The organism is Geminocystis sp. NIES-3709 (assembly GCF_001548115.1).
Lineage (GTDB): Bacteria > Cyanobacteriota > Cyanobacteriia > Cyanobacteriales > Cyanobacteriaceae > Geminocystis.
In genome coordinates, this window is record NZ_AP014821.1 from 2,271,324 (window position 1) to 2,296,223 (window position 24,900).

Annotated in this window: 21 protein-coding genes and 1 pseudogene; 12 read left to right on the forward strand and 10 right to left on the reverse strand. The window is 31.6% G+C overall.

The annotated features are described in order from the left end of the window. The first annotated feature begins 4 nt into the window (after positions 1 to 4). Positions 5 to 2,665: a CHAT domain-containing protein gene (locus GM3709_RS09670; protein ID WP_066118691.1), complete on the forward strand. Its 2,661-nt coding sequence runs from the start codon at positions 5 to 7 to the stop codon at positions 2,663 to 2,665. A gap of 170 nt (positions 2,666 to 2,835) precedes the next feature. On the opposite strand, the gene GM3709_RS09675 is transcribed toward GM3709_RS09670, so the two are convergent. Further along, on the reverse strand, positions 2,836 to 4,362 hold the full coding sequence (locus tag GM3709_RS09675) for a pitrilysin family protein (RefSeq protein ID WP_066118693.1): 1,527 nt from the start codon (positions 4,360 to 4,362) through the stop codon (positions 2,836 to 2,838). Positions 4,363 to 4,459: 97 nt separating this feature from the next. Further along, a complete protein-coding gene (locus GM3709_RS09680; RefSeq protein WP_066118695.1) occupies positions 4,460 to 4,978 on the reverse strand; it encodes a phycobiliprotein lyase in 519 nt (172 codons plus the stop codon). A 386-nt stretch (positions 4,979 to 5,364) separates the two neighbouring features. Here GM3709_RS09680 and GM3709_RS19755 point away from each other — a divergent pair. Together GM3709_RS19755 and GM3709_RS09695 are read left to right on the forward strand one after the other, a co-directional pair. After that, positions 5,365 to 6,211: pseudogene (locus GM3709_RS19755) on the forward strand (IS630 family transposase). Positions 6,212 to 6,364: 153 nt separating this feature from the next. Continuing rightward, a complete protein-coding gene (locus GM3709_RS09695; protein ID WP_066118699.1) occupies positions 6,365 to 8,053 on the forward strand; it encodes a hypothetical protein in 1,689 nt (562 codons plus the stop codon). Positions 8,054 to 8,108: 55 nt separating this feature from the next. Here GM3709_RS09695 and GM3709_RS09700 read toward each other — a convergent pair whose 3' ends face one another. From GM3709_RS09700 to GM3709_RS09725, 6 genes are all read right to left on the reverse strand, one after another. Further along, a complete protein-coding gene (locus GM3709_RS09700) occupies positions 8,109 to 8,408 on the reverse strand; it encodes a YggT family protein (RefSeq protein WP_066118701.1) in 300 nt (99 codons plus the stop codon). Positions 8,409 to 8,684: 276 nt separating this feature from the next. Then, complete coding sequence (locus tag GM3709_RS09705) at positions 8,685 to 9,017, reverse strand: DUF565 domain-containing protein (protein ID WP_066118702.1); 333 nt, start codon at positions 9,015 to 9,017, stop codon at positions 8,685 to 8,687. A 68-nt stretch (positions 9,018 to 9,085) separates the two neighbouring features. Continuing rightward, positions 9,086 to 10,036: a pentapeptide repeat-containing protein gene (locus GM3709_RS09710; protein WP_066118704.1), complete on the reverse strand. Its 951-nt coding sequence runs from the start codon at positions 10,034 to 10,036 to the stop codon at positions 9,086 to 9,088. A 137-nt stretch (positions 10,037 to 10,173) separates the two neighbouring features. Continuing rightward, positions 10,174 to 10,764, reverse strand: a complete 591-nt coding sequence (locus tag GM3709_RS09715; protein WP_066118706.1) for a hypothetical protein — start codon at positions 10,762 to 10,764, stop codon at positions 10,174 to 10,176. 97 nt (positions 10,765 to 10,861) lie between these two features. Beyond that, the gene (thiS, locus tag GM3709_RS09720) at positions 10,862 to 11,077 is read right to left on the reverse strand and encodes a sulfur carrier protein ThiS (protein ID WP_066118708.1); all 216 of its coding nucleotides are present in this window, start codon (positions 11,075 to 11,077) and stop codon (positions 10,862 to 10,864) included. Positions 11,078 to 11,292: 215 nt separating this feature from the next. Next, positions 11,293 to 12,615: a peptidylprolyl isomerase gene (locus GM3709_RS09725; RefSeq protein ID WP_066118710.1), complete on the reverse strand. Its 1,323-nt coding sequence runs from the start codon at positions 12,613 to 12,615 to the stop codon at positions 11,293 to 11,295. Between the two features lie 181 nt (positions 12,616 to 12,796). Here GM3709_RS09725 and GM3709_RS09730 point away from each other — a divergent pair, with 181 nt between their 5' ends. The 4 genes from GM3709_RS09730 (at position 12,797) to GM3709_RS09745 (ending at position 18,835) form a co-directional block, all read left to right on the forward strand. Further along, complete coding sequence (locus GM3709_RS09730) at positions 12,797 to 16,798, forward strand: PAS domain S-box protein (RefSeq protein WP_066118712.1); 4,002 nt, start codon at positions 12,797 to 12,799, stop codon at positions 16,796 to 16,798. 19 nt (positions 16,799 to 16,817) lie between these two features. Further along, a complete protein-coding gene (locus GM3709_RS09735; protein WP_231937542.1) occupies positions 16,818 to 17,387 on the forward strand; it encodes a hypothetical protein in 570 nt (189 codons plus the stop codon). A gap of 125 nt (positions 17,388 to 17,512) precedes the next feature. Then, complete coding sequence (gene rlmB / locus GM3709_RS09740) at positions 17,513 to 18,373, forward strand: 23S rRNA (guanosine(2251)-2'-O)-methyltransferase RlmB (RefSeq protein ID WP_066118716.1); 861 nt, start codon at positions 17,513 to 17,515, stop codon at positions 18,371 to 18,373. Between the two features lie 168 nt (positions 18,374 to 18,541). Next, positions 18,542 to 18,835, forward strand: a complete 294-nt coding sequence (locus tag GM3709_RS09745; protein ID WP_066118718.1) for a DUF1816 domain-containing protein — start codon at positions 18,542 to 18,544, stop codon at positions 18,833 to 18,835. A 234-nt stretch (positions 18,836 to 19,069) separates the two neighbouring features. Here GM3709_RS09745 and GM3709_RS09750 read toward each other — a convergent pair whose 3' ends face one another. Then, entirely contained in the window at positions 19,070 to 20,263 is a 1,194-nt protein-coding gene (locus GM3709_RS09750) for an S-layer homology domain-containing protein (RefSeq protein ID WP_066118720.1), read from the reverse strand. 275 nt (positions 20,264 to 20,538) lie between these two features. Between GM3709_RS09750 and ndhI the strand changes: the two genes are divergently transcribed. The 4 genes from ndhI to GM3709_RS09770 all read left to right on the forward strand — a co-directional run bounded on the left by ndhI (position 20,539) and on the right by GM3709_RS09770 (position 22,889). Next, positions 20,539 to 21,063 (forward strand): NAD(P)H-quinone oxidoreductase subunit I, encoded by a 525-nt coding sequence (gene ndhI / locus GM3709_RS09755; protein ID WP_066118723.1) that lies wholly within the window; start codon positions 20,539 to 20,541, stop codon positions 21,061 to 21,063. Between the two features lie 131 nt (positions 21,064 to 21,194). Then, positions 21,195 to 21,803 carry an NADH-quinone oxidoreductase subunit J gene (locus GM3709_RS09760; protein ID WP_066118725.1) on the forward strand — a complete coding sequence of 203 codons (609 nt, stop codon included), beginning with the start codon at positions 21,195 to 21,197 and terminating at the stop codon, positions 21,801 to 21,803. A gap of 159 nt (positions 21,804 to 21,962) precedes the next feature. Beyond that, complete coding sequence (gene nuoK, locus GM3709_RS09765; protein WP_197671895.1) at positions 21,963 to 22,268, forward strand: NADH-quinone oxidoreductase subunit NuoK; 306 nt, start codon at positions 21,963 to 21,965, stop codon at positions 22,266 to 22,268. A 45-nt stretch (positions 22,269 to 22,313) separates the two neighbouring features. Further along, the gene (locus GM3709_RS09770; protein ID WP_066118729.1) at positions 22,314 to 22,889 is read left to right on the forward strand and encodes a DUF2808 domain-containing protein; all 576 of its coding nucleotides are present in this window, start codon (positions 22,314 to 22,316) and stop codon (positions 22,887 to 22,889) included. 144 nt (positions 22,890 to 23,033) lie between these two features. Here the strand turns inward: GM3709_RS09770 and GM3709_RS09775 are convergent, their stop codons facing one another. Beyond that, positions 23,034 to 23,327 carry a type II toxin-antitoxin system Phd/YefM family antitoxin gene (locus GM3709_RS09775; protein ID WP_066118731.1) on the reverse strand — a complete coding sequence of 98 codons (294 nt, stop codon included), beginning with the start codon at positions 23,325 to 23,327 and terminating at the stop codon, positions 23,034 to 23,036. Positions 23,328 to 23,504: 177 nt separating this feature from the next. Between GM3709_RS09775 and GM3709_RS09780 the strand changes: the two genes are divergently transcribed. Then, complete coding sequence (locus GM3709_RS09780; RefSeq protein WP_396229707.1) at positions 23,505 to 24,899, forward strand: DUF2252 domain-containing protein; 1,395 nt, start codon at positions 23,505 to 23,507, stop codon at positions 24,897 to 24,899. Position 24,900: the final 1 nt, after the last annotated feature.

Genomic DNA, 24,900 nt, shown 5'->3' on the forward strand with positions numbered 1-24,900 from the left:
AATTATGAAAATTCACAATTTTTTTATTTTTACCTTTTTTATTTTCTTTTTTACTTCTAACTTTTCTGTAGAATCTACTAAAGTTTTAGCTTTTGATTTGATGACAGAAGCAGAAATTTTGTATCAAAAAGGAGATTACCCTTCTGCGATCAAAACCTTAAAAAATATTATTATTCAAAGTAGGGAAAAAAAAGATTTTATTTCATTATCCCAAAGTTTAATTAATCTTGCCTTAATTTATCTTAATCAACAAGAATTTACCCTTGCTGATTCTACGATAAAAGAAGTCTTAAATATATGTAACCAAATTCATGATCAAGACAAAAATAAACTCAAGTTACTGAACTTTGCTCTCGAAATTCAAGGAGAAATTGAGATAGAAACTACCTCTGCTGAAGTAGCGATAAATACATGGAAAAAAAGCAGTGAAATAGCCTACGAAAGACTAGATATTAGTCGATTTATTTATGCAGAAATTAAACAAACTCAGGCACTTCAAGAATTAGGATTTTATCGTCAAGTCTTAGATAAGTTAAGCAGTATTCAAATTAAATTAGAAACAGCTCCTCAAAATTTAATTACGGCTCAAGCATGGCTAACTTTAGGAGAAAATTTAGGAAAAATTGGAAAATTTAATGAAGGAGAAGTAGCTTTAAATAAAGCTTTTCAAATAGCTGAAAATAATAATAAATATTCTCTCAAAGCTAATATTTTAATTGCTCAAGGAGATTTAATTTTTCTTCAAAATAAAAATAAAATGACTAATTTAGTTAACAATGTTAATCAAAGTAAACTTTACATAAATAATTTTGAGCAATTAAGAGGTGTTGATTCTGATATTTTGAGAAAAAATATTGAATTAAATGCAAATCAAATTAACAATACTGTCGAAGAAATTAATTTTTATTATCAAAAGGCGATCAAAATTGATGATAATCCAGAGATAAAAGTAATAGCCAATTTAAAATATTTTAATTTATTAATTGATTATGATTATAATAAAATTTCCGACGATTTAATAAATAATATTATCACGAATATTGATTTGATCTCTAATAAAAAAAATACGATTAATTATCGGTTAAATTTAGCTAATAAATTATTACAAATTAATTCAATAAAATATGAGAATATCATTATAAAATTATTAGATATAGCTTATCAAGAAAGTGAAAGAATTAATTATTATCGAGGGCAAAGTCTGGCATTAGGAAATTTAGGAAAACTGTATTTTGATAAAAATAATTTTGTTGAGTCTCAAATTTTAACCCAAAAAGCCTTATATATAAGTCAAAATATCAAAGCTCCTGATTTAACCTATCAATGGCATTGGTTATTAGGAAAAATTGCTATAAATAATAATCAAAGAAATAATGCTATTTCTGCTTATAATTCTGCTCTAAATATTATCAAAAGTTTAAGAGGAGATTTAGCAGGATTAAGCAATGATTTAGAGTTTGATTTTCGTACTAATATTGAACCTATTTATCGAGAATTTATCGATATTTTATTAACAAATTCTCCCACCAATGAAGAAATAAAATTAGCTATAAATACGATCGATTCTTTACAAGTTGCTGAGTTAGATAACTTTTTTAGAGATGCTTGTTTAGATATTAAACCAATAAATTTAGATCAAATAATTGATCGTAAAACCGCTATTTTTTATCCTATAATATTAGACGATCGACTAGAAGTCATAGTGTCTATTGGAAATAAATCTTTCTATCGTCATAGTACCAGAATTAATCAAGAAAAAATTACCTCAGAAATTACAATTTTAAGAGATAATTTAGCAAATCCAATTCCCCAAGATCTCCATATTATTAAAAAATCCTTAAATAATTTATATAATTATATTCTTGCCCCTGTAGCAGATAAATTAGAAATTTCTCAAGTAAAAAATCTAGTATTTGTAGCTGATGGAATTTTAAAGAATATACCGATGTCAGCACTTTTTGACGAAGAAAAATATCTCATCGAAAAATATAATATTGCATCTGTTCCAAGTTTGCAATTATTGCCTCTAAAAACTATTAAAAATACCAAATTAAATGCAGTTTTATCTGGATTAAGTGAGATAAATAAGGAAAATAAAGTAGCAGAAAATTTTATACCATTACCAGAAGTGTTTATAGAAATTGAGAAAATAAATCAACTTATACCCCAAAGTAAAACCCTATTAAATGAACAATTTACGGAAACGAAACTACAAAAAATTATCGACAATTCTCTCACTCCAATTATACATATTGCTACTCATGGACAATTTAGCTCAGACAAAAGCGATACATTTTTATTAACATGGGATGAAAAAATTGACATTGAAGAATTAGCCAGTCTATTTCAATCCTATAATCAAAAACAACCTTTAGAACTATTAGTTTTAAGTGCTTGTGAAACGGCAGTGGGAGACAAAAAAGCTACTTTGGGTTTAGCTGGAATATCATTGAAAGCAGGTGCAGTGACAACGATCGCCAGTTTATGGGCTGTAACAGATGAGTCAACACAATTACTTATGAGTGATTTTTATGCACAACTAAATAATATTTCACTCTCAAAAGCAGAGGTATTAAGACAAGCACAAATCGATATGATTAGAAATTCTAAATACAGTCATCCTTCTTATTGGTCTGCCTTTATTTTAATCGGTAATTGGCTATAGTCAAGCACAAATTACCTCTATTCAACATAAAACTTTTGATGAAGGTAGGAGACAGAAGATATAAGATAGTAGTAAAAATTGATTTAAACATTAGTCAAATGTGAGAATTTTAGATACTTTTAATTATTAAATTCTGATACCTAATACCTACTCCTCATTAAAGGAAATTTCTAAATTGTTTTAAGTCTGCCAATGGTTTTATTCTCAGGAATAAAAGTTTGTTTTGCTACTCTTTGAATATCTTCTGGTGTAACAGCAGAAATCTCATCTAAACTGGTAAACAAATTACGCCAATCTCCTGTTTTTGCTTGATATTCAGCTAATAGTTTCGCCATTCCTGCATTAGAATTAAGACTTGTTAATAAGTTGGCTTTAGCTTGAGTTTTGACTCTTTCTAATTCTTCCTGATTTACAGGTTGAGTTTTTAATTTTTCAATCTCTGAATGTAATGCTATTTCTAATTCTTCTAAAGTTCGATCGGGTGCAGATAAACCATAAAATAACATTAAATTAGGATATTTATCTCCCGGAAAACCTGTAAAACCTGTAGCGGCTAAAGCGACTTTTTTCTCCTCTACTAAAGACTTGTAAAGACGAGAAGTGCGCCCATTACTTAAAATCGCCCCTATCATGTCATAAACAATATAATCAGGATGATTTAAGTCTGGAATATGATAACCCTCAAAATAAACAGGTTGGGAAGGATATTCAATTGTAACCTCTTTTGTTTTGGTTTGCGGAGGTTCAGTTATCCTTAATTTAGCCGGTTTTGTTGTATTGGGGAATCGAGCGAAATATTTTTGTGCCATAGTTTTAACCTCTTGAGGATTGACATCCCCAACCATAGCGATAGTAATATTACTTCCCCCATAATAAGTATCAAAGAAATTCTGTACATTATCCCTAGTGAGATTAGCAATATCTGTCTCATATCCAATCACAGGACGTTTATAAGGATGTTGAGTAAAAGCAGTATCAAGAAAAGCCTCCACCATTTTACCGACAGGAGAGTTATCTGTGCGGAGTTTTCTTTCTTCTAAAATAACTTGCTTTTCGGTATAAAATTCTCGAAATACGGGGTTTAAAAATCTTTCCGATTCCAAATACATCCACAACTCTAACTTGTTAGAAGGAAAGTTATAGAAATAGACAGTGGCATCCGCAGAAGTTGCGGCATTTAAACCAACTCCCCCTTCAATTTCGACAATTTCTCCAAATTCATTTTGGTTAACAAATTGACTAGCCTGAATATTTAATTCTTCTAATTGAGTATTTAATTGAGCTAATTTTTCTTGATTATTTTCTTTCTGAGCTTGTTTTATTTCATCAAAAACTTGATCTAATTGTGCTAAAATAACCTTTTCTTCTTGATAGTTATTTGTCCCAATTTCTGGAGTTCCTTTAAAGGCTAAATGTTCTAAAAAATGAGCTACTCCTGTTTGTCCATCAGGCTCATTTATTCCTCCAACATCAACATAAGTAACAAAAGAAATAATAGGAGCTTTACTATTTTTCATGACAATAAATTTAATATTATTATCTAATGTAAATTCTGTAATATTATCTTTAAACTGCTCTAAATAAGGTTGAATGGACTGAGATTGATCTGATAAAGTAGAATTTGCAAATACAATATTAGGATTTAAAGTTCCTACTAATAATGTAATTAAAAGCCAATAAAAAATCTTTTTAAACATTATTTTAAGTAATTAGTAATTGATAATTGATCGTAAAATTTTAATAATTAATTTGTCTTATCAGCACAATATAAAACAGGCTTTTTGCCGGTGATTTTTAATTACTAATTATTCTGCGAATTTCTGAATAAAATGAGGTTTGAATAATTTGTTGATTATTTTTAACAATAGTATTACGTAATCTTAAATTGTCACTAGCAAACCAAATTCTTTCTTCAATATATTGAGAATCTCGATCGATGATGAGGGTTAAGGATTCATCTTCCGCTAGAATATATTTACCGATTAAACTATCTTTATTTGTGAGTATTCGCAGAATTTGTCCTTGATTATCTTCGTTATCATCCCTAAAAATTAACATCAAACTATCACCTATTTGTTTCGGTTTTCCCCAATCTGGAGAGTTATCCCATTTAGATTTGATCGCCCCTAGACTAAGATCTAAATTAAGATTATATTGTTGACATTGTTGACTAATTTGTGAATTAGTAGGAGAAAGAAAATTAATACTTAAATTGGCTTTACTGTTATCAACTTCATTATTTGCAATATCATAAATAGTGCGTTGGGAAAACCAATCTCCGGCAGTTTTTTCTAAAAAAGTATGAATATTCATTAAATGTATAAATATAAAATTGAAAAGTCGTTGTTATACCATGATCGATTATAAAGTAAAAGGCAACGACGAATAAACAATTGAAACAAGCAGAAGACGGTAAAAGAAAATCCCTCTTTATCTTCTCTAACTGAAGTTACACTGCCTAGAGTGTTTGTAACTCTTTCATAGCTTCTTGAAGAGCTTTAATATAAATAGTACTTCTCAAGGCAAAATGATTCATCTTGTGTTTGATTTTTAAACACTTTAATTGAAATGCTGAATATATTGACATGAAAATACTCAATTTTTTGTTGAATCTCAATACTATAGTTATTTAAAATAACACTGAGACAGTTAGTGATAGAATTAAAATCAACAAATATTCAGATTTTACTAATACTATAATGTATCATAATTTAGAATTGAGAGAAAAGGTTATTGACGATGTAGAGAATAAAGGTAGTGTAACTAAAGCAAGTAGAATTTTCGGGGTATCAAGAGCTTCAATATATCGCTGGTTAACCAGAGAAAATTTAAAACCAACTATCGTGAAATATCGACATCGCAAATTAAATTGGTCAGCATTATACCGTGATGTGATAGAAAATCCCGATGATAAATTAATTGAGAGAGCAAACAAGTTTGGAGTAACAGTTCCCGCTATATCTTATGCTTTTAAAAGAATGAAGATTACTAGAAAAAAAACAGTTACGCTATAGAGAGAGAAATAGTACAGAGAGAATAAAATACTTAATAACAATAAGAGAATTAGTAAAAAAACATGGCATCAAAAGTCTTGTATTTATTGACGAATCTGGGTTTGAAGAAAAAAGTAGTTGTATTTATGGATGGTCAAAAAAAGGGAAAAAAATTTATGGAAATAAGCAAGGAAAACGAGGAAAAAGAGAAAGTTTAGTAGCAGGAAGAAGAAAAAAAGAAAGAGACTTTATTGCACCAATGATTTTCAGGGGAAGTTTAAATGCAGAAAGTTTTGAAGTGTGGCTTGTAAAATATTTATTACCATCCCTGAAAGAATTTTCAATACTGATCATGGATAATGCACCAATTCATAGAAAAAATAAAATAAAAGAGTTAGTAGAAAATGCAGGGCATCAAGTGATATTTTTGCCAACTTATTCTCCTGACTTTAATGATATTGAACATGATTTTAGTGCATTAAAAAGGGCAAGAATGTATAGTAAAGAAGATATTAGTTTAGATGAAATAATCCGCAGTTATTGTGACAGTTAAGTGTCTCATTCTTATTTTTAATGACTATAACTCTACAAACCTATACTCACCACTAAATTTCTTAAAAAGTGTCAGTTAACAGTTCGGCATATTATGATGGAAAGATAATTATTCATCAAAGAAGAGATAACTCGTTAGGAGATAAGTATTAAGATGTTATCCAAAATATATACTCGTGTGATTGATAATGTTGGGGAATGGAATCCTCAACTATTCAGAGAAATTCAAGGGCGACTTAAACCTAAAACTATTAGTATTGTTGTCGTAGCAAGTGCGATCGGGCAATTTTTACTATATATGTATTTTAAAGGAATGTTATCTTTGAAAGAAGGGAGTTATAGTCGTTATTGTACTGGAATAGTTGACGAAAATAACTATCCTAATTCTAATTATGGTATCTGTGAGACTGATTTAGTAGGTAATTTAGACATTTTCAAAGAATTATGGTGGTTAGATTTATTTACTACTATGAGTATTATGGGAATTTTTATTTTGCTAGTAGTCGGTAGTTATATGTTAATTGCTGATGTTTCTAAAGAGAATAGTAAAAACACTCTTAATTTTATTCGCCTGACTCCTCAGTCAGCCATGACAATCTTAGGAGGAAAAATATTAGGAGTGCCAATACTTGTCTATCTATTTGGTATTTTAGCTATTCCTTTACACTCGATCGCAGGATTAAAAGCTAATGTTTCATTTCCTTTGATTTTAGGTTTTTATGGAATTTTAGCTGTCGCTTGTTTATTTTTTTATACCGCTAGTTTACTGTTTAGTTTAGTTTTTACCGGATTAGGCAATTTTCAAGCATGGTTAGGAAGTATGGTAATTTTCTTTTTCTTATCTACCACGATCGGAATTTGTATGGAAGGTGACAGTTTTAGTTATACTAGCTTTGATTGGTTACTCTTATTCAATCCAGCTTTATTTTTAGCCTATGGAGTTAAATCAACTTTTCTTTCTCCTGATGCTATTAACTATTTTTCCTTCAAAGGTTTAAATGAGTTAAGTTGGTATGGTAATTTTTGGTGGCGTAATTCCTTCAATGGTTTATTATTAATCCTTGCTAATTTTGGTATTTGGACTTTTTGGTTATGGCAAGGAGTGAAACGTCGTTTTCACAATCCTACTGATACAGTAATTTCTAAATATCATAGTTATCTAATCTCTGCTTGTTTTATTGTTTTTAATGTAGGGTTTACTTTACAAGAGATTAATTATTGGGGTGATGATGGTAAATTAGTTATTTTGCAAGTATTTAATTTCTTCTTTTTCTTATTATTAATACCAGCCATAACTCCCCATCGTCAAAATTTACAAGATTGGGCCCGTTTTCGTCACGAAAATTCTCTTTCTCATCGTCATATAATGACAGATTTATTATTAGGAGAAAAAAGTCCATCACCTCTATCGATCGTTGTCAATATAAGCATAGTAAACTTATATATAATACCCTCGTTATTAATATTTCCTTTTGATGATAATAAACTATCAAGTTTAGTAGGATTTTTCTTTTCCGCCACTATGATAATTATTTATGGAACTATTTTTCAATTATTATTAATGGTGAAAAATCAAAAGAGAAACTTAATTGCTTCCGGTGTAATAAGTAGTTTAATTTTTATTCCATTTTTAAGTTTAGCTATTCTAGGAGTCAAAAATGGTGAATTTCCTATTGTATGGTTATTTTCTGCTTTTCCTTTAGTTGGTGCCAATTTTGCTCATTCACTGACTATTTTGAGCAGTTTACTAATCCAAACAATTATTATTATAGGTTCTAATTATCAGCTAAAACGAGTATTAAACAACGCTGGAATGTCTGAAACCAAAGCGTTATTAACTTAGTGTTAAAAATTGAAATCAAAAACTTTTAATTGTAAACACTTACAAAAATTGTTACTCATATAACACTGTGTCGAATTGCTAGAGTAATAATGCCTTGTTGCCCTAATAATACTTCTCTCAAGAGAGTAATAATTCCTAACCAAACTATGGGGGTGATGTCGATACCCCCTAAAGGTTGAATTATTTTGCGAGTAGGTGCTAAAAATGGCTCTGTAGGTAAATAAGCTAATTTATAGGGAAATTCTGTTAAATCTATATTGGGATACCACGTTAACACGATACGAAAGATAAATAATAAGCTCATGATGATTAATAATATTCCCAATGTCACACTACCAATAATTGCGATATTCATAATAATTTAATGTATTTTTGAATTTTTACCCCTGATTTTATCATACCGATCGAGTATTTTGAGTGGGGGAAAAAAAACTAAACTTAGTTAATAACAGTTAAGTTGTCAATATTTAGTAGATTAATTATTATTTTAATGAGTATATTTAACAAAAAATTTCCTACTTGTGAAGTGCATAAATAAATAAAAACGATATTTTTAATTGTCTAACGACTAAAAATTAAATATTTTTAAACTCTAAATTCTAACTCTGAGTTTAACAAACAATTTTCAATCTTAAGAACCCATTTTTAATGCTTCAAGATAAAGTGCATAAATAAAACCAATTTTTAAGGAGTTTAATAAATCAATCCAAGGAGATTTATCAGACAAATTATTGCGACGATATATAATGAAACTGCTTATTTCGGTAAATAAAAGAAAAAGTAACGCAATTGTAACGTCCCATTTACCTGCTTGTCCTGCGGAAGTAGTGATGACGTTAGCAAGGAAATAACCTAGTAATAAAAAAATTATTATGAGGGATAGTTGTCGCCAAGGGTTATTTAAAAAGTTGATAAATCGATCTAATAATCTTCCTATTAATCGATTCAAGCGAGTTTCCTGCATACTGTTTCAATCAATTATTTATTTATGATTATTCAGTATAGTTAAAAATCGATCGACAACACAAGAAACTAAGCGGCAAAAGGTAGATGTAATTCGTAAGGAGAAGAAGCTAAATCAGACTCTATCAGTTGAGGAAAATTTCTGATAATGATGGAACAAGAATTAAAATATTCTTTTACCCATTGATGATACCATTTGAGTTGAAAATCATTGAGCAAATCCGTTTTTAAACCTAAATAAATAACTTTACCTTCATTGTTAATTTGAAAGCGATTTAACCATTCATTTTGAGGCTTACAAGAAAGCCAATATTTAGTAACTAAATTTACTCCCAAATATTTTTGACTAGAGAGACTTAAATAGTTAATAGCTTTTAATAAATCATCTACATAAACTTGGTTTAAATCGACACATATCATACCCATTTGTTGAGGATTAAAGTTATGACCAAAAAGAGTATTTTTATCGTATTGTGCTTCACGAAAATAGGTTTTATTAATAATAACAGAACTAAGACAAGTTCCCATAATACTGGACTCTCCCAAATAAGTCTTGGTTAAATTTGCGCCTGTAAGAAAAGCATTATTCAATTCTGCTTTTCGCATATTGGCACAGGACAAATTAGAGTTATTTAAAGAGGCTTGAGTAAAATTAGCAGAACTTAAATATGCCTTTTCTAAATTAGCATTATTAAGATGGGCTTGACGAAAATTGACTTTTTTTCCATGAACATTGGAAAGGTTAGCCTGATGAAGTTTAGAATAACTTAAATCTGTATCATCTAAAATAGCATTACTCAAATTAGCACCTTTTAAATTAGCACCTTTTAAGTTACATTTACTTAAATTCGCACTTTCTAAATTAGCATTTTCTAAGTTAGCAAAACTTAAATCACTATTTTTTAAATTTACTCCAACTAAATTAATTCCTTGAAGACTAGCTTTTGACCAGTTATGAGTGTTAAAATTTCTTTCACCTAAGAGATAACGCTGATTTATTTCTGTTATTAAGTTACTCATAGGTTTCACCTCAATTTCATTTTTTTTATTTTACTCATTTAAAATTTACATAACAATTGTGTAGATTTTGTGGAGAAAGAAAGTATTTGTTACAATCCTTCATAATAAAAATGCCATAATGTCAACAGACGAAATTTTTATTGTTGTAATAAATCGAGTAATTCTCTTAGAGTTTCTGAGGAAACATTAAGTTTTGGATTTAGTTTTAAAGTTTTAGCTAGTTGGGAGAGTAAATATAATTGTTGATTAGGGTTAAGGGTAAAAGTTACTTCTATTTTTTGCTCATGATTTCTCAGGAGAATGAGATGATTTTTCCCCGATGGATTGCTAACAATTTCTACTTCTGCTAAAGAAAGAATAGGATACTGGATAGTATTAAGAGTAAAACGAATAATAATATTAGATTGGGATTGTAGATAAATATCTAATTGTTGATAATCAGCATCTAATTCTATTTTTTGAGGAGTATAACCAAATTCTTTTTCTTCTCCTTGCTTTTTGCCATAGATAGTGATGCCTCTAACTTGGGGAGATTCTAGGGTAAATTCTTCGTCAAACCGTTGACTTTTCCAATCAATATCGTTAGTACTTCCGTTCTCAGAAATTACTCTTTGAGCTAATTTTACCGGTTTTTTGTCAAGGGTTGACCACCATTGGCTAATTAGTTGTAAATTTGTTTGGTTATCAATATTTTCGCTTTTTGTCTGCCAAGTGATTTTTTTATTCATAAATTTTAATTTAATATAGTAAATCCAATCTCAACTCTAAAAAAGCTATAGTGTCGGATTAGGCTACCCGTAACAATAGCTAAGAATAGTTAAGTTTTTATCCTCCGCCTACGATGGTAACAACTTCTAATCGATCGCCTTGATGAATAATAGTAGAATCCCAATATTGACGATGGAGTATTTCTCCATTGTATTCTAAGGCAATTAAACGAGGGTTAAAATCCAAAGATTTTAATAAATTCGGTAAAAAAATATTAGCAGCACATTTTGTTACTTCACCATTAACAGTAATATTTATAAAGTTTTGAGTCATGATCGGCAATAAATGATTGAATAGGTTTACTTAAAAAATTTTTTCCTGAAGAGATGGTGTCGGTTAGTTTAAGAGGGGGGGGAAACCTAAATAACAGTTGACAGTTGATAATTCTCAATTGATTTTATCTATTAAGTACTAATGTTCTGATAAAAGATCTCAGTCTAAGGAATTTTGAGAAATAATAAACAACTTTCCGTTATCTTCTATTCTAATTAAACTAAAACTTCAAAAGCGACTCCTTCTAATTGAAATTGAGGGAAATTAGCTAAAATGCTGTTTTTTTCTTCTTCTCCCACAAAAATATAAGTACCTGGTTGTTGGGTATTATGAAAACGGTAAATATCGACTCCTCGATTAGCATTTTTATCATAGGCGTAAAATGCTTCTCCCTCCTCGATAAACTGAGGAAAATTTTCCCTTATTTGTTGACTTTCTGCTTCTCCGGCATAGAGATAAGTACCTGAAACGGCACTGTTTCTAAAACGATTAAAGACAATTAAGTCATCATCTTCCGTTTGACTAATATTGAAGGCATAGCCTTCTTCTTTAAATTGCGGGAAATTGTTGATCACATTTTGTCTTTCTACTTCATCAACAAATAAATATGTACCTAGTCGATCGAGATTTTGAAAACGATACAAAGGATTGTTAAGATTATCGATAACGGAAACTCTTAGAGTATTGAGTTGAGTTTCACCTAACAAATTAGTCGCTTTAATGATAATGTCTGCAACACCATTTACATTATTACCATAATCGAGTCGAATTCTTCCGTTGCTGTTAATAGTGGGAGTCACTAAATTAGGATTACTATTATTTTCAATGGTAAAAGTTAATTCAGGAAGGTTATTAACGGTTATATTTTCAAATCTCACTAAGTCATTGTCACTATCGACAACTATGTTATTTGGATCTACATTTACGGGTAAATTTCTAAAAGCAGGATTTGTACCTGTAGCATCAATTGTGGGGAGAGAAGCGATCGAGTCTATAGTATCTAAGTCATCTTCTGACAATACTTGACCGAAAACAGTAAAACCACCATTTTGATTATCGAGATTACTAGCATTATTGGCTAAATTAAAAAACCATTGACTTGTAGCACTGTCAGGTTGTTTATCTAGCTTTGCCATAGCAATAGTACCTCTAATATTAGAGCGATTAACACTAAACTCATTAACAATGGGAGGATTTGTCGAAATGGTTGTAGGTTTAAGATTGTTAACGGTGAATCCTCCCCCTTGAATTACAAAAGGAGTAGGAACAACGATCGATCTGTGAATTATAGAATTAATGTAATCACCATCATTGACATAGTTAAGGAAATTATTAACTGTAATTGGTGCGCCTTCACCATTTTGATCATAAAGTAAAACCTTAATTTCTCCACTACCGAGAGTGTTGTCATACAGATTAAAAGTAGCTACTTTACCAGTGGTAAAAGGATCATCAAAATATTGAAATAAGTTTACAATGGTATCATTACTATTAACATTTACTGCAACAGTATTAAAAGGATTGGTATCAATAGTCATATTTCACTCATTCAAATTGTTGTTAATAATTTGTTTTATTATCCCATGATCGTCTATTTTTAATCGATAATTGATCATATTATTAACTGAAGTTACAAGGTGTTAGTTGATAGCTGATATTTTGCTTTGCATAACCTTATTTATTCATCCTAATTCTCAATTTTTAATTGCTTTCAAAATAATGCAATCTTTGTCTAATGTCACTACTACTCAAGCAAATCAATCTCGTCAAATTCCTCTAAGATGGATTTTGATAATTCCTTTTGTGCTTCAGATTGGTATCTCTGTGGGGTTGGTAGGTTATTTTTCCTATCGTAGTGGACAAAAAGCAGTGAAAAATGTTACTGAGAATTTAATGGCAGAAATTGGAAATAAAATTACAAAACACCTTGATAATTATTTAAAAGTCGCTCAACAAGTTAATTATGGTAATCAACAAGTCATTCAAAGTGGTATTCTCGATCGAGAAGATTTTGACAAATTGGGAAAATATTTTTGGCAACAATTACAAAATTATAATTTTACCTACATCAACTATGGTACAGAAAAAAAAGAGTTTATTGGTGTAGGCTATGTTGAAAACAATTTAGAAATAGCACAGATAAAGTCTCCAGATATAAATAATCTCTACAGTTATCAGGTAGATATTAAAGGTAATCGTATTTATCCTCCTACAATTATGCCTCGACAACAACCCAATAATGCAGATTGGTACATAAAAGCAAAACAAGCGGGCAAACCTATTTGGAGTCCGATTTATAATTGGGCTGACATACCAGAGGAAATTGCTATTTCTGCTAGTGCGCCTGTTTATGGGGAATCTAATCAGTTTTTAGGAGTTGTGGGTATTGATTTAAGCCTGTCTAATATTAGTGAGTTTCTAAGGGGTTTAGCCATAGGAAAATCAGGACAAGTTTTTATCATGGAAAAATCAGGATTATTAGTGGCAACCTCCACAAATGATCAACCTTATCAAATTATCAATGGTGAGGCTAAACGTATTTTGCCCTCAGAAATGACTAATCCTTTAATTCAGTCAACTCTAAAAGCAATTAAAAACAATGGCAAAAGTCTCAACCTTCAACAATCAGATAGTCTTTCAATCAATAATCCTAATCTATTTATTGACGTTATATCTTATCAAGATAATTATGGTCTTGATTGGCTCATAGTTATTACTATTCCTAAATCTGATTTTATCAGAGAACTTCAGTTTAATAAGAACAAAACTATTATTTTATGTATTTTAACTTTACTTATTGGTATAATCATAGCTATTACGATCGCCAAGTGGATAACAAAACCGATCTTTAATATTTCACAAGCTAGTGAATCTATTCTGCAAGGTAATTTTGAACATTATTTACTACAAAATACTCCGGTTAAGGAATTATCTCAATTATCAACCTCTTTCTCGATTATGGCGGTTAAACTACAAGAAGCTCTTAATCAAAGTGAAAGTCGTTACCGTCAAGTAGTTCAACAACAAACAGACTTTATTTTACGATCGCATCCAGATACCACAATTACCTTTGCCAATGAGGCTTTATGTTTTGCTTTAGGTTGTACTTTAGAAGAAATGGTGGGCAAAAAATGGATTGATTTTGCTAATCCAGAAGATTTAGAAACTATCTTATTAAAGATCACAAAATTAACTCCTGAAAATCCAGGTTTTGTCACAGAAAATCGAGATAAACGTAATAATAGGGTAGTTGGTTGGACTCAATGGATTAATCAAGGTATTTTTAATGATTTAGGAGAGTTAACAGAAATTCAGTCCGTGGGTAGAGACATTACTGATTTAAAAAAAATCGAACTAGCCTTAAGAAAAAGTGAAGCTAAGTTTCAAAAAATTGCTGTTTCATCGCCCGGAATTATTTATATTGTCGTTCAACGTCCCAACGGTTCACAATATTTTGAATATATTAGTCCTGTAGTAGAAGAAATATTAGAAGTTACTGATAAACAAGTCATCAGCAATCCTCATCGCTTTTTTGATCAATTTCATCCAGAAGACATAGCTGGTTTTGAACAAGCAGTATTAGATAATATCAAAACCATGACTCCTTTTACCTATCAATGGCGGATGATTACCCCCAGTGGTAAAATTAAATGGATACAAGCGAATGATCGACCTGAATTAAGAGAAAATGGCAATGTAGCATGGACAGGAGTAATGTTGGATGTCAGCGATCGAGTAGAAGTACAATATCGTTTAGATGAGTTAGTTCGTCACATACCCGGAGTTTTTTATCAATATCGTTTACGTCCTGATGGGACATCTCATTTTCCTTACGCCAGTGAGGGGATTAAACAAATATATGATGTTACCCCTGCACAAGTTAGAGAAAGTGCTGATGTAATCTTTGACATATTGCATCCAGAAGACACAGATCACATTTTATATACTATTCTTGAGTCTGCGGATAACTTAACTCCTTGGTATTGTGAATATCGAGTTTGTCATGAAGATGGCAAAATTACTTGGGTTGTTGGTAATGCTACTCCCAAAAAAGAAATGGATGGAAGTATTATTTGGTATGGATATATTACTGATATAAGCGATCGAAAACAAGTAGAAGAAACTTTAAGACAAAATGAAAAAAAATATAATCAAATTTTAGATTCCATCAGCGATATGGTGGTAGTTAAAAATTATGAATCTCAAATTATATGGGCAAACAAAGCCTTTCGAGATTATTATGGAATGACATTAGAAAAAATACAAGAAGTTGTTGATGTAAACTTTAACGAATATATCCCACAATATATAAAAGATGATACTTTCGTATTTAATACAGGAAAAATTTTAGAAATACCAGAAGAATTAGTTCCTCGTCATGATGGTGAAATTAGATCTTTTAGTACGATAAAATCCCCTATTTGTAATGAAAAGGGAGAAGTAATTATGTTAGTAGCAGTGGCAAGAGACATTACAGAAAGAAAACAAACGGAAATTGCCCTTGCGGAAGCGAAAGAAAACGCAGAGGCGGCGACTAAAGCGAAAAGTCAATTTTTAGCTAATATGAGTCATGAAATCCGTACTCCCATGAATGGAGTATTAGGTATGGCGGAATTACTCTCACTTTCCACTCTTAACTCTGCACAAAAAGAATATATCAACATTATTCAAGATAGTGCCAAAACCTTATTAACTATCATCAATGATATTCTCGACTTCTCTAAAATAGAATCAGAGATGTTAACTTTAGAAAAACAACCATTAAACTTAGAAGACATCCTTAAATCTGTTTGTCATTTATTCTCGAAACAAGCCAAAGATAAGCATATTCAACTTAAATACGAGATTATTAACTCCGTACCCGATTTTTTAGGAGATAGTTCTCGATTACACCAAATTTTCTTTAATTTAATAGGTAATGCGATTAAATTTACTCATGAAGGATACATTCATATAGTAGTAGAATCAAAAAATTATAATCAAACTTTTCCAGATCAAGAATTAGAGTTAATTATTACAATACAAGATACTGGTATAGGTATAGAATCGGATCAAATTTCTAAATTATTTAAACCCTTCACCCAAGCAGATGCAACCATAAATCGAAAATATGGTGGTACAGGATTAGGATTAGCTATTTGTAAAAATTTAGTAGCATTAATGGGAGGTACAATTTGGGTAGAGAGTAATGGAAATATTGGGGGAAATCCGCCATTGAATTGGCGATTAAAATCTTCTCAGAAAAAAGGATCAATATTTTATTTTACCCTTAAAGTAACTCCCATTTTATACTCTCCCATCACGGAAAAAAGTCATCAAAACAATGAGAGAATTTTCAATAATATAGATAAATCCACCGTTAAAATACTTTTAGCAGAAGATAATAAAGTCAATCAAAAAGTAGCTTTACTCACCCTCAAAAAACTAGGTTACACTGCTGATGTGGCAAATAATGGTTTAGAAGTACTCGACTTATTACAAAAACAATCCTATGATGTAATTTTTATGGATATGCAAATGCCAGAAATGGATGGAATAACTGCCACTAAAATTATTCGTCAATCATCTTATCCTCAACCTTATATTATCGCTTTAACTGCCAATGCTTTGGAAAACGATCGAGAAATTTGTTTATCTGCAGGAATGAATGATTATATTACTAAACCGATTAGCATTAAAGAAGTCGATCGAGCTTTATCTATTACAATTAACAATGGATAAAAATTAATGATTGATAGTGATGATGAATAAACTATTTACCCAAATTATTCTAATTTTGATTTTGGTGTCTAGTGACATTTTTCCCGTACAGGCAAAAGTACAACCCTCTCCTGTGAATCAAGATTCTTCTGTGTCTTGGTCAAAAGTTACCGATGATCCCTTTGAAGGTAAAATTGTTTATGATAAAGACTTTGATGGATTTGGTAGTGCTGCGATCGTTAGTAGTTGGTCAAAACAAGGTATTCGTTTAAGTTATTTTTGGCAAGAGAAAAAAGTTGACTATTATAGACAAGTACAAAAAACTCGTACAGTTAAACGAAATAATCGGAATGAAGAAGAAACCTATTGGGAAAGTGAGCCAGTTTATAAAACTGTTTCTCACAGTAAAAATCCTGAATCGATTATGCTCTCTATTAATGGTCAAGTTTATACCTATGAAGGAGGAGTTATATCAGAAGAATTAGCCTCTGTCTTAGCCAATGCACCGGCAAAAAATGTCAAAATTAGGATTTCTTGGAGTGATGGTAGTACTACGGATAGCACGATCGGTAGTGGTACAGTAAAAGCATGGAAACAAATTTATCAATAGTTAACTCATCCCCCTCAAAAGGCGAGAGATTTTATGGCATTTTTCACTTAAGCAACACCTTTATTTCTAACTACTTCCTCAACCAGTTATTTCATATCGAACTTAGATAAACAATACTTTTCTAAATGAATAAACCAAAACCACAAAAACCTTTGCCCAAAAAATCCACAACTCCTAACTATTCTCAAATTAAGCAGGAAAAAGAATTTACCCCTGTCGATACAGAAACAGAATTAAATCCAGACTTAATTTATGGTTGTCATCCCGTATTGGCGGCATTGGAAAGTAATCATCAATTAAACCGTCTCTATCTCACCGCTAGAATGGCACACGATCGACGTTTTGAAGGATACTTACCTCAAGTCAAAGCCAACGGTACAGTTATTGATGTTGTTGATAGTAACCGTCTTAATCAGCTTACTAATTTTGCCAATCATCAGGGAGTAGCCGCTACTGTAGCTCCTTATGACTATTTAGAATTACCTGATCTGATTAACCAAGCAAAAATCCAAACTCAAAACCCTGTCATCATTATCGCTGATGGAATCAATGATCCCCATAACTTAGGGGCAATTATTCGGACAGCTGAGGCTTTAGGAATGCAAGGTTTAGTAATACCTCAACGCAGAGCAGTTAGTATTACTTCTACTGTCAAAAAAGTTGCGGCTGGAGCACTGGAATATTTCCCCGTAGCTAGAGTGGTTAATTTACAAAGTGCGATCGCAGAATTAAAAGAAGCAGGATTCTGGATTTATGGTACCATCGCCGATAGTGGTAATCTTTTACACAAAACAAAATTAGAAGGCGCGATAGGATTAATAGTAGGTTCTGAAGAAAAAGGCATGAGTCAATCAACAGCAAAGTCTTGTGATTTTCTCCTTTCCATTCCGATGATAGGAAAAACTCCCAGTTTAAATGCTTCTGTGGCTACGGGTATTTGTCTTTACGAAGTTCGCCGTCAGCAGATTTTGAATCAATTTCCATAAAAATATTTGGGTAATTATCCCCCTTGTCAATTATAGGAGTAGAAATTAAAGTAAAGATAAGTCTTCTGCTATTTGGGTTACTAAGAATATTCCTAAATAAATTTAACTTAGTCAAATCTATAGGCTATTATTCAAAAAATCGCTCTAATAAAATTATAGGAACATCAAATGAAAGAACTATTAATCAGAATTTTGGACTTGTTTGGACTCGCTTGTTGGTTAGAAATTACTACCGATGCCCCTAGGTGTACTTATTATTTTGGCCCTTTTCTGACCACAAAAGATGCACGAATGTCTCAAGATGGATACATTGAAGATTTAACAGAAGAAGGTGCAAAAGGTGTCATGGTAGCCATAAAACGATTTAAACCAAAAGATTTGACGATTTTTGATGAAGTATCAGAATCTAAGGCTTTTACCCCAATTTTAAAGATTTCCACTCAAGCATCAGTTAATTTGTAGGAGTAAGATAAAACACAAATTTAATATAGTTTTACCTTATTCAACTATAAATGAAATTGTGATGGAGGAAGGTAACGGGTAATAGTTCAACAATGAACAATATACAATGTATAATTGACAGTTACCTCTTCCTTTAAACAAGAGGCTTTAAACCTTGAATAGATTAATTGGTAATTAATACTATGTAATAATTTTTAACTCAATTACCCCTTAACTTTTCAAGTTTCCACCACTTTAAGAAGGATTTGAGGAAAGGGTGACATCTTTGAGAATACGAATATCTCCTTGATAACCAAAACTGCTTAAAATTCTTCCTGCCTCTTCATAGGTAACGGGTTTTTGCGGTTGAAACAGAGTAATATAACCAAATCCTCGTCTAACATTGGATTCTTCCCCATTTTGCCAATCGACATATAATTCTTGCCATGCTTGAGGAGTTATTTTGATGGCATCTTGAAACCCCCATGTTTCTTTTATAGTATCAAGAGTCGCACTAGGTAATTTTTGCCGAAAATCTAAGGGTACTTTCCATGTAATTAAATCTTCACGGGTAAGAGGTTTATCGGGATTAAATACGATCGAGGTACTATCCTGAGTTAAAGTAGAAGGTATTAAACCGGCTTCTGCTAAACCTTGAATAATAGCAAAATCGGGATCATTAGCGGGAATATCGGTGAAAATGGGCTTAATATTTGGAGTAGCAAGACGAATCAACTTGCTGTTAACATCAGCATAGATGAGATTATTAACTTTCACTAGCCAACGGGCATATTTTCGACGAGTAATTGACTGATGAGGGTTTAGTTTTTCAGTAGAAGGAATTATTTGTAATCTTACCAACTCATCAAGACTAGAAACTGAAGGATTTGTATTGGTAGAGGTAGAGGTAGTTGAATTATTGTCGGTGGGAGATGGGTTATTATTTGTTGGGAGTGGATTGTTATTATCTATCGTTATTGGTGTAGAATTTGGGGTATTTTTTTCATAGATGATAGTGAATTCAGTTTCATCACTACGGGGAGTTAAAGACAGTTTAAAAGATTCGTTGCTTTCTGGTTTTGTGGCAACAATTAAATTTTCTTCTGCTTGGGATATAGTCCATTTTTGGGCTGTTAACTGTTGTTGATAGAACTCTATAATTAAGTTTAGCGGATCGATCGAAGTCCATACCGTTTGTTTTCCATCTACACTAATTAATTTAGCCTGACTATAGATAGGAATTTCTTTAGGAAAATTATCGGGAAGTTTTACTTCCGTAGGGTTAGTAATGGTATTAGGAGGATTATTGTTAGTAGGTGGATTTGTATTAGAAGTGGTAGATTTAAGTTGAGGATTAGGAGAAAAACGAGATTCTAAGGCTTTATTTCCACTACAACCGTTAACAACAAGGATTAAAAAAAATAAGGAAAAATAACGTAATAAAAACATCAACAATATTAACACCACCAAAAGTCAAATTATTAAGGATCATGAGTAATTAGCCATTTATCTTTAATTAAAACATTTTTCATTGCTTGATTTGATGAACTGCATTTCTAGCCAAATTTATTTTTCAATTATTTTTTACTATTGTTCAATGGTATCACGAACTATCTAAAAATTAGGGATTCGATCGAAAAGGATTAAACTACTACAAAGATAAATTATTCTAATCAACAAAACATAGGGTAAAATTAATCTCATTGGCACTTATTGAACAGATTATGTTTAAATTTCTCAAACAAGTAACCGATTACGCCAAAGGAAGCGTAGAAGCTGCGAAGTATATTGGACAAGGATTTGCCGTAACTTTTGATCACATGAGTCGTCGCCCTGTGACGGTACAATATCCCTATGAAAAACTCATTCCCTCCGAAAGATTTAGGGGGAGAATCCATTTTGAATTTGACAAATGTATCGCCTGTGAAGTCTGCGTGAGAGTTTGTCCTATTAACTTACCTGTAGTTGATTGGGAATTTAATAAAGCAGTCAAAAAGAAAGAATTAAAACACTATAGTATTGACTTTGGGGTTTGTATTTTCTGCGGTAACTGTGTAGAATATTGTCCCACTAACTGTTTATCCATGACGGAAGAATATGAGTTAGCCGCTTACGATCGACATGATTTAAACTATGATAGCGTAGCCTTGGGCCGACTACCGACAAAAGTGACCGAAGATCCAATGGTAACACCCTTGAGAGAGTTAGGATACTTACCAAAAGGAATTATTGAACCTCACTCTAAGTAGTTTTATGCACTTCATCTGTTGATGAATGTAAGGAGGAGAAGAAAGGGAAAAACAAAATTAACTCTTTTACCTTTTGCCTCACTTCTATAAAAAGTCAATCATAAAGAATTATAAAAATTAGGTTATACATCGTGGAAATATCACAAAGTGTTCAATTTATAGCCTTCGTTATCCTTTCGGTTTTAATGATTGGTACAGCGTTAGGTGTGGTTTTACTGGATAATATTGTTTACTCAGCTTTCCTTTTGGGGGGCGTTTTTATGAGTATCTCAGGCTTGTATATTCTTCTCAATGCTGATTTTGTCGCTGCCGCCCAAATTTTAGTTTATGTGGGTGCGGTAAATGTACTTATTTTATTTGCCATTATGTTGGTTAATAAAACAGAAATTTTCCAAAAAGTTAAGGGTAGATTAATTCGTCAAATCTCCACTGGTTTAGTTTGCTTTGGATTATTCGCTTTATTGGGTACTATGGTTTTAGTTACTCCTTGGCAATTGTCGAGCATTTCCCCTGGTGTTATCGAAAATACGATCGTTACTATGGGTAAACATTTCTTTAGTGACTTTCTCTTACCGTTTGAAATTGCCTCTGTGTTATTATTAATGGCAATGGTAGGTGCAATTATTTTAGCTCGTAGAGATTTTATTCCCGAAGCCAAACAAACCAGAGAAATTTATACAACTTCTCTTACTCTTCCTGAAAAACCCAGAGATTTAATTTCTACGGGAAATGATAATTAATCATTAGGTGTTAGGTTTTAGGTTTTAATCAATTACCCACATAGAAATAAATTTCAATGGTAACAGCACAAGTCTGCTGAAGCGACTAAATCATTACTTATTATTTACTTTATTAAATGCGTCCTAGCTTACAAGATTTTTTTTTGATAAATTATGGAAATACAATTACAATACTTTTTACTTTTAGCGGCAGCTTTATTCTGTATCGGCATCTATGGTTTAATTACCAGTCGTAACGCTGTACGAGTTTTAATGTCGATCGAATTATTACTTAATGCTGTTAATCTTAATTTAATGGGATTTTCTAACTTTTTAGATCCGGGAGAAATTAAAGGACAAGTATTTGCGGTATTTGTCATTACCATTGCGGCGGCAGAAGCAGCAGTCGGTTTAGCCATTATTTTAGCTATTTATCGCAACCGTGACACTATTGATATGGAGCGTTTTAACTTGCTTAAATGGTAATAAATAATTAGGAATGAGTAATTAGGAATAAGGAATTAATAATCAATGATTAAAAATATTTTTAAATATAAAATTTATAGATTTTTATTAGTTTTATTTACCTACTTTTTTTATGAAATAGTTAGTATAAAATACAATCAAAATCTTTTTATATCGGAAGTTTTAGCCGAAGAAATTAGTTTTTTTCGAACTTCTCCTCGTTTAGTTCGATCGAATGCAGTCTTTAAAATGCCCGATGTAATTTCTACTTATATTTTTGAGATAGAAATACCTGAAAATGCAGACAATAATCTTAATAAAGTCGTTATCAATCAACAAATAAACCTAGAAACAATCACTTTTTTTCCTGAAGATAGTAGCGCTTTTATTATTAACGGAAAAGAAAGTTTAATTGACACTGATTTTACCCTAAATACTGATGGTAAAAATGAGATTATAGTTGACTTATTACAACCAGTAAAAGCGGGAGAAAAACTGAAATTGGCAATCAAAGCACGTAACCCTCTTTACGGAGGAATTTATCAATTTGGTATCACTGTTTATCCTCAAGGTGATAATCCTCAGAGTTTGTATTTAGGTAACGCCAGATTTTCTTTTGATATGCGCGGTGGTAGATTTTAGCTAATATTGGAAAGAAAACCAAAGATTGGAATTTATCTATATAGAATTCGGAGAGCCAATTTTACGGTGTTATACTAATAGTAAAATATCAGGATTAATTATGACGATCGAATATGACTGATTATCTCCCCTTGAGATGGATTTTTACGCTTTTTCGGACTCAATGCCTAACTCCTGTTTTAATTCTGCGATGGTTTGAGGGGAGGCTTCTGATTCATTACTCCATTCTAAAGCTCGAAAGATTCTTTTGGCGTTTTCTGGCGATCGAAGTAGATAAATCGATTCTAAGAGACTAGAAAGCTCATTTTCAGCGATTAAAGCAACATTTTTGCCATTACGCTGTTTGATGACGACTATTTCACTGTGATCATGAACCTGGTCTAAAATACTAGCTAAATTCGATCGAAGGTGGGAATAACTGGTATCTGTACTAAGCATGAGTTAATTAAAGGTGAATTGTACAGTTATTACAGTTATATTGTACGTTTTTTTCAAAGGCAAAAAATAAAATTTAGTTTATTAATGATAAAATTTTTTATTATTTTTAAATATGTTACAGATGATTTGGGGACTACTATATCAGATCATTTTTCGTTTAATATTTTTTAAAATAAAATTAATTACTTATCTATAACACTATGTTCTTTTATGGCTAAATCTCAATTTCGTAGTCGTTGCGAAAGAATCCAAATCGGCAAATCCCTTCGAGATCAAATACCCCGGGAAAGTCATGGAATATGGCAACCTCCAGTTGATCGTCGTAACCCTATTGATATTCTGGAAGAATCTAATCTCGATCGACTTTCTGAATTAGTACCCATACGCTACGGAAGAATGTTACGAAGTCCTTTTACTTTCTTAAGAGGTTCAGCTTCTTTGATGGCTTATGATTTTTCGACCTTACCAAATATCGGTGTAGAAGTACAAGCCTGTGGTGATTGTCACCTGTTAAATTTTGGTCTGTTTGCCACTCCTGAGCGTAATTTAGTATTTGATCTTAATGATTTTGATGAAACTCATCCAGCACCTTGGGAATGGGATTTAAAACGCTTGGTAGTTAGTTTTGTTATCGCAGGTAGAGACAATGATTTTGCCGATGAAGATAATCGAGAAGTAGTACATCATTGCGTTAAATCCTATCGGGAACATTTACGAGAGTATTCAAACATGAATCCTTTGGAAGTGTGGTACAGTCGTTTGGATATGGATAGAATTATTGAAGAATCCCCTGATGCAAAAGCTAAAAAAGCAAAAGAAGAATTAGCCGAAAAAGCTCGTAAACGAATTAACGAAAATATTTTTCCCAAAATTACTACCATGGTAGGAGGGCAACATCGTTTTGTTGAGCAACCCCCTGTTTTATTTCATCCCGCCCAAGAAGATTTTGATACCATTGCTCAAGAAGCCTTAGAAGAATACCGTCAATCTTTATCTGATGAGCGTTTAGTATTGTTCGATCGTTATCAATTACAAGATACCGCCATAAAAGTCGTTGGTATTGGTAGTGTTGGCACAAGATGTCTTGTATCCTTGTTTTTTTCCGAAGATAATCACCCTTTGATTTTACAAATAAAGGAGGCTCGAAAGTCAGTTTTAGAACCTTATACCCAAAAAAGTATCTATGAAAATCAAGGAGAAAGAGTTGTTATGGGGCAAAGATTAATGCAGTCTTCCAGTGATATTTTTCTCGGTTGGTTTCGAGGACGTAGCGGGTGCGATTATTATGTACGACAATTAAGAGATATGAAAATCTCCATCCCTCTTGATGGATATACCTTAGAGCAAATGAAAAATTATGCTTTTTATTGTGGTTTAACTTTGGCTCGTGCGCACGCAAAATCAGGAGATAGTGCCACCATTAGTGGTTATTTAGGTAAAGGAACAAAATTCGATCGAGCTATGGGCAATTTTGCGATTTCTTATGCCAATCAAGTAGAAGAAGACTATAATCTTCTCGTGAAAGCAGTTAAAACCAACAAATTACAGGCAATGATCGAAGACGACTTATAAT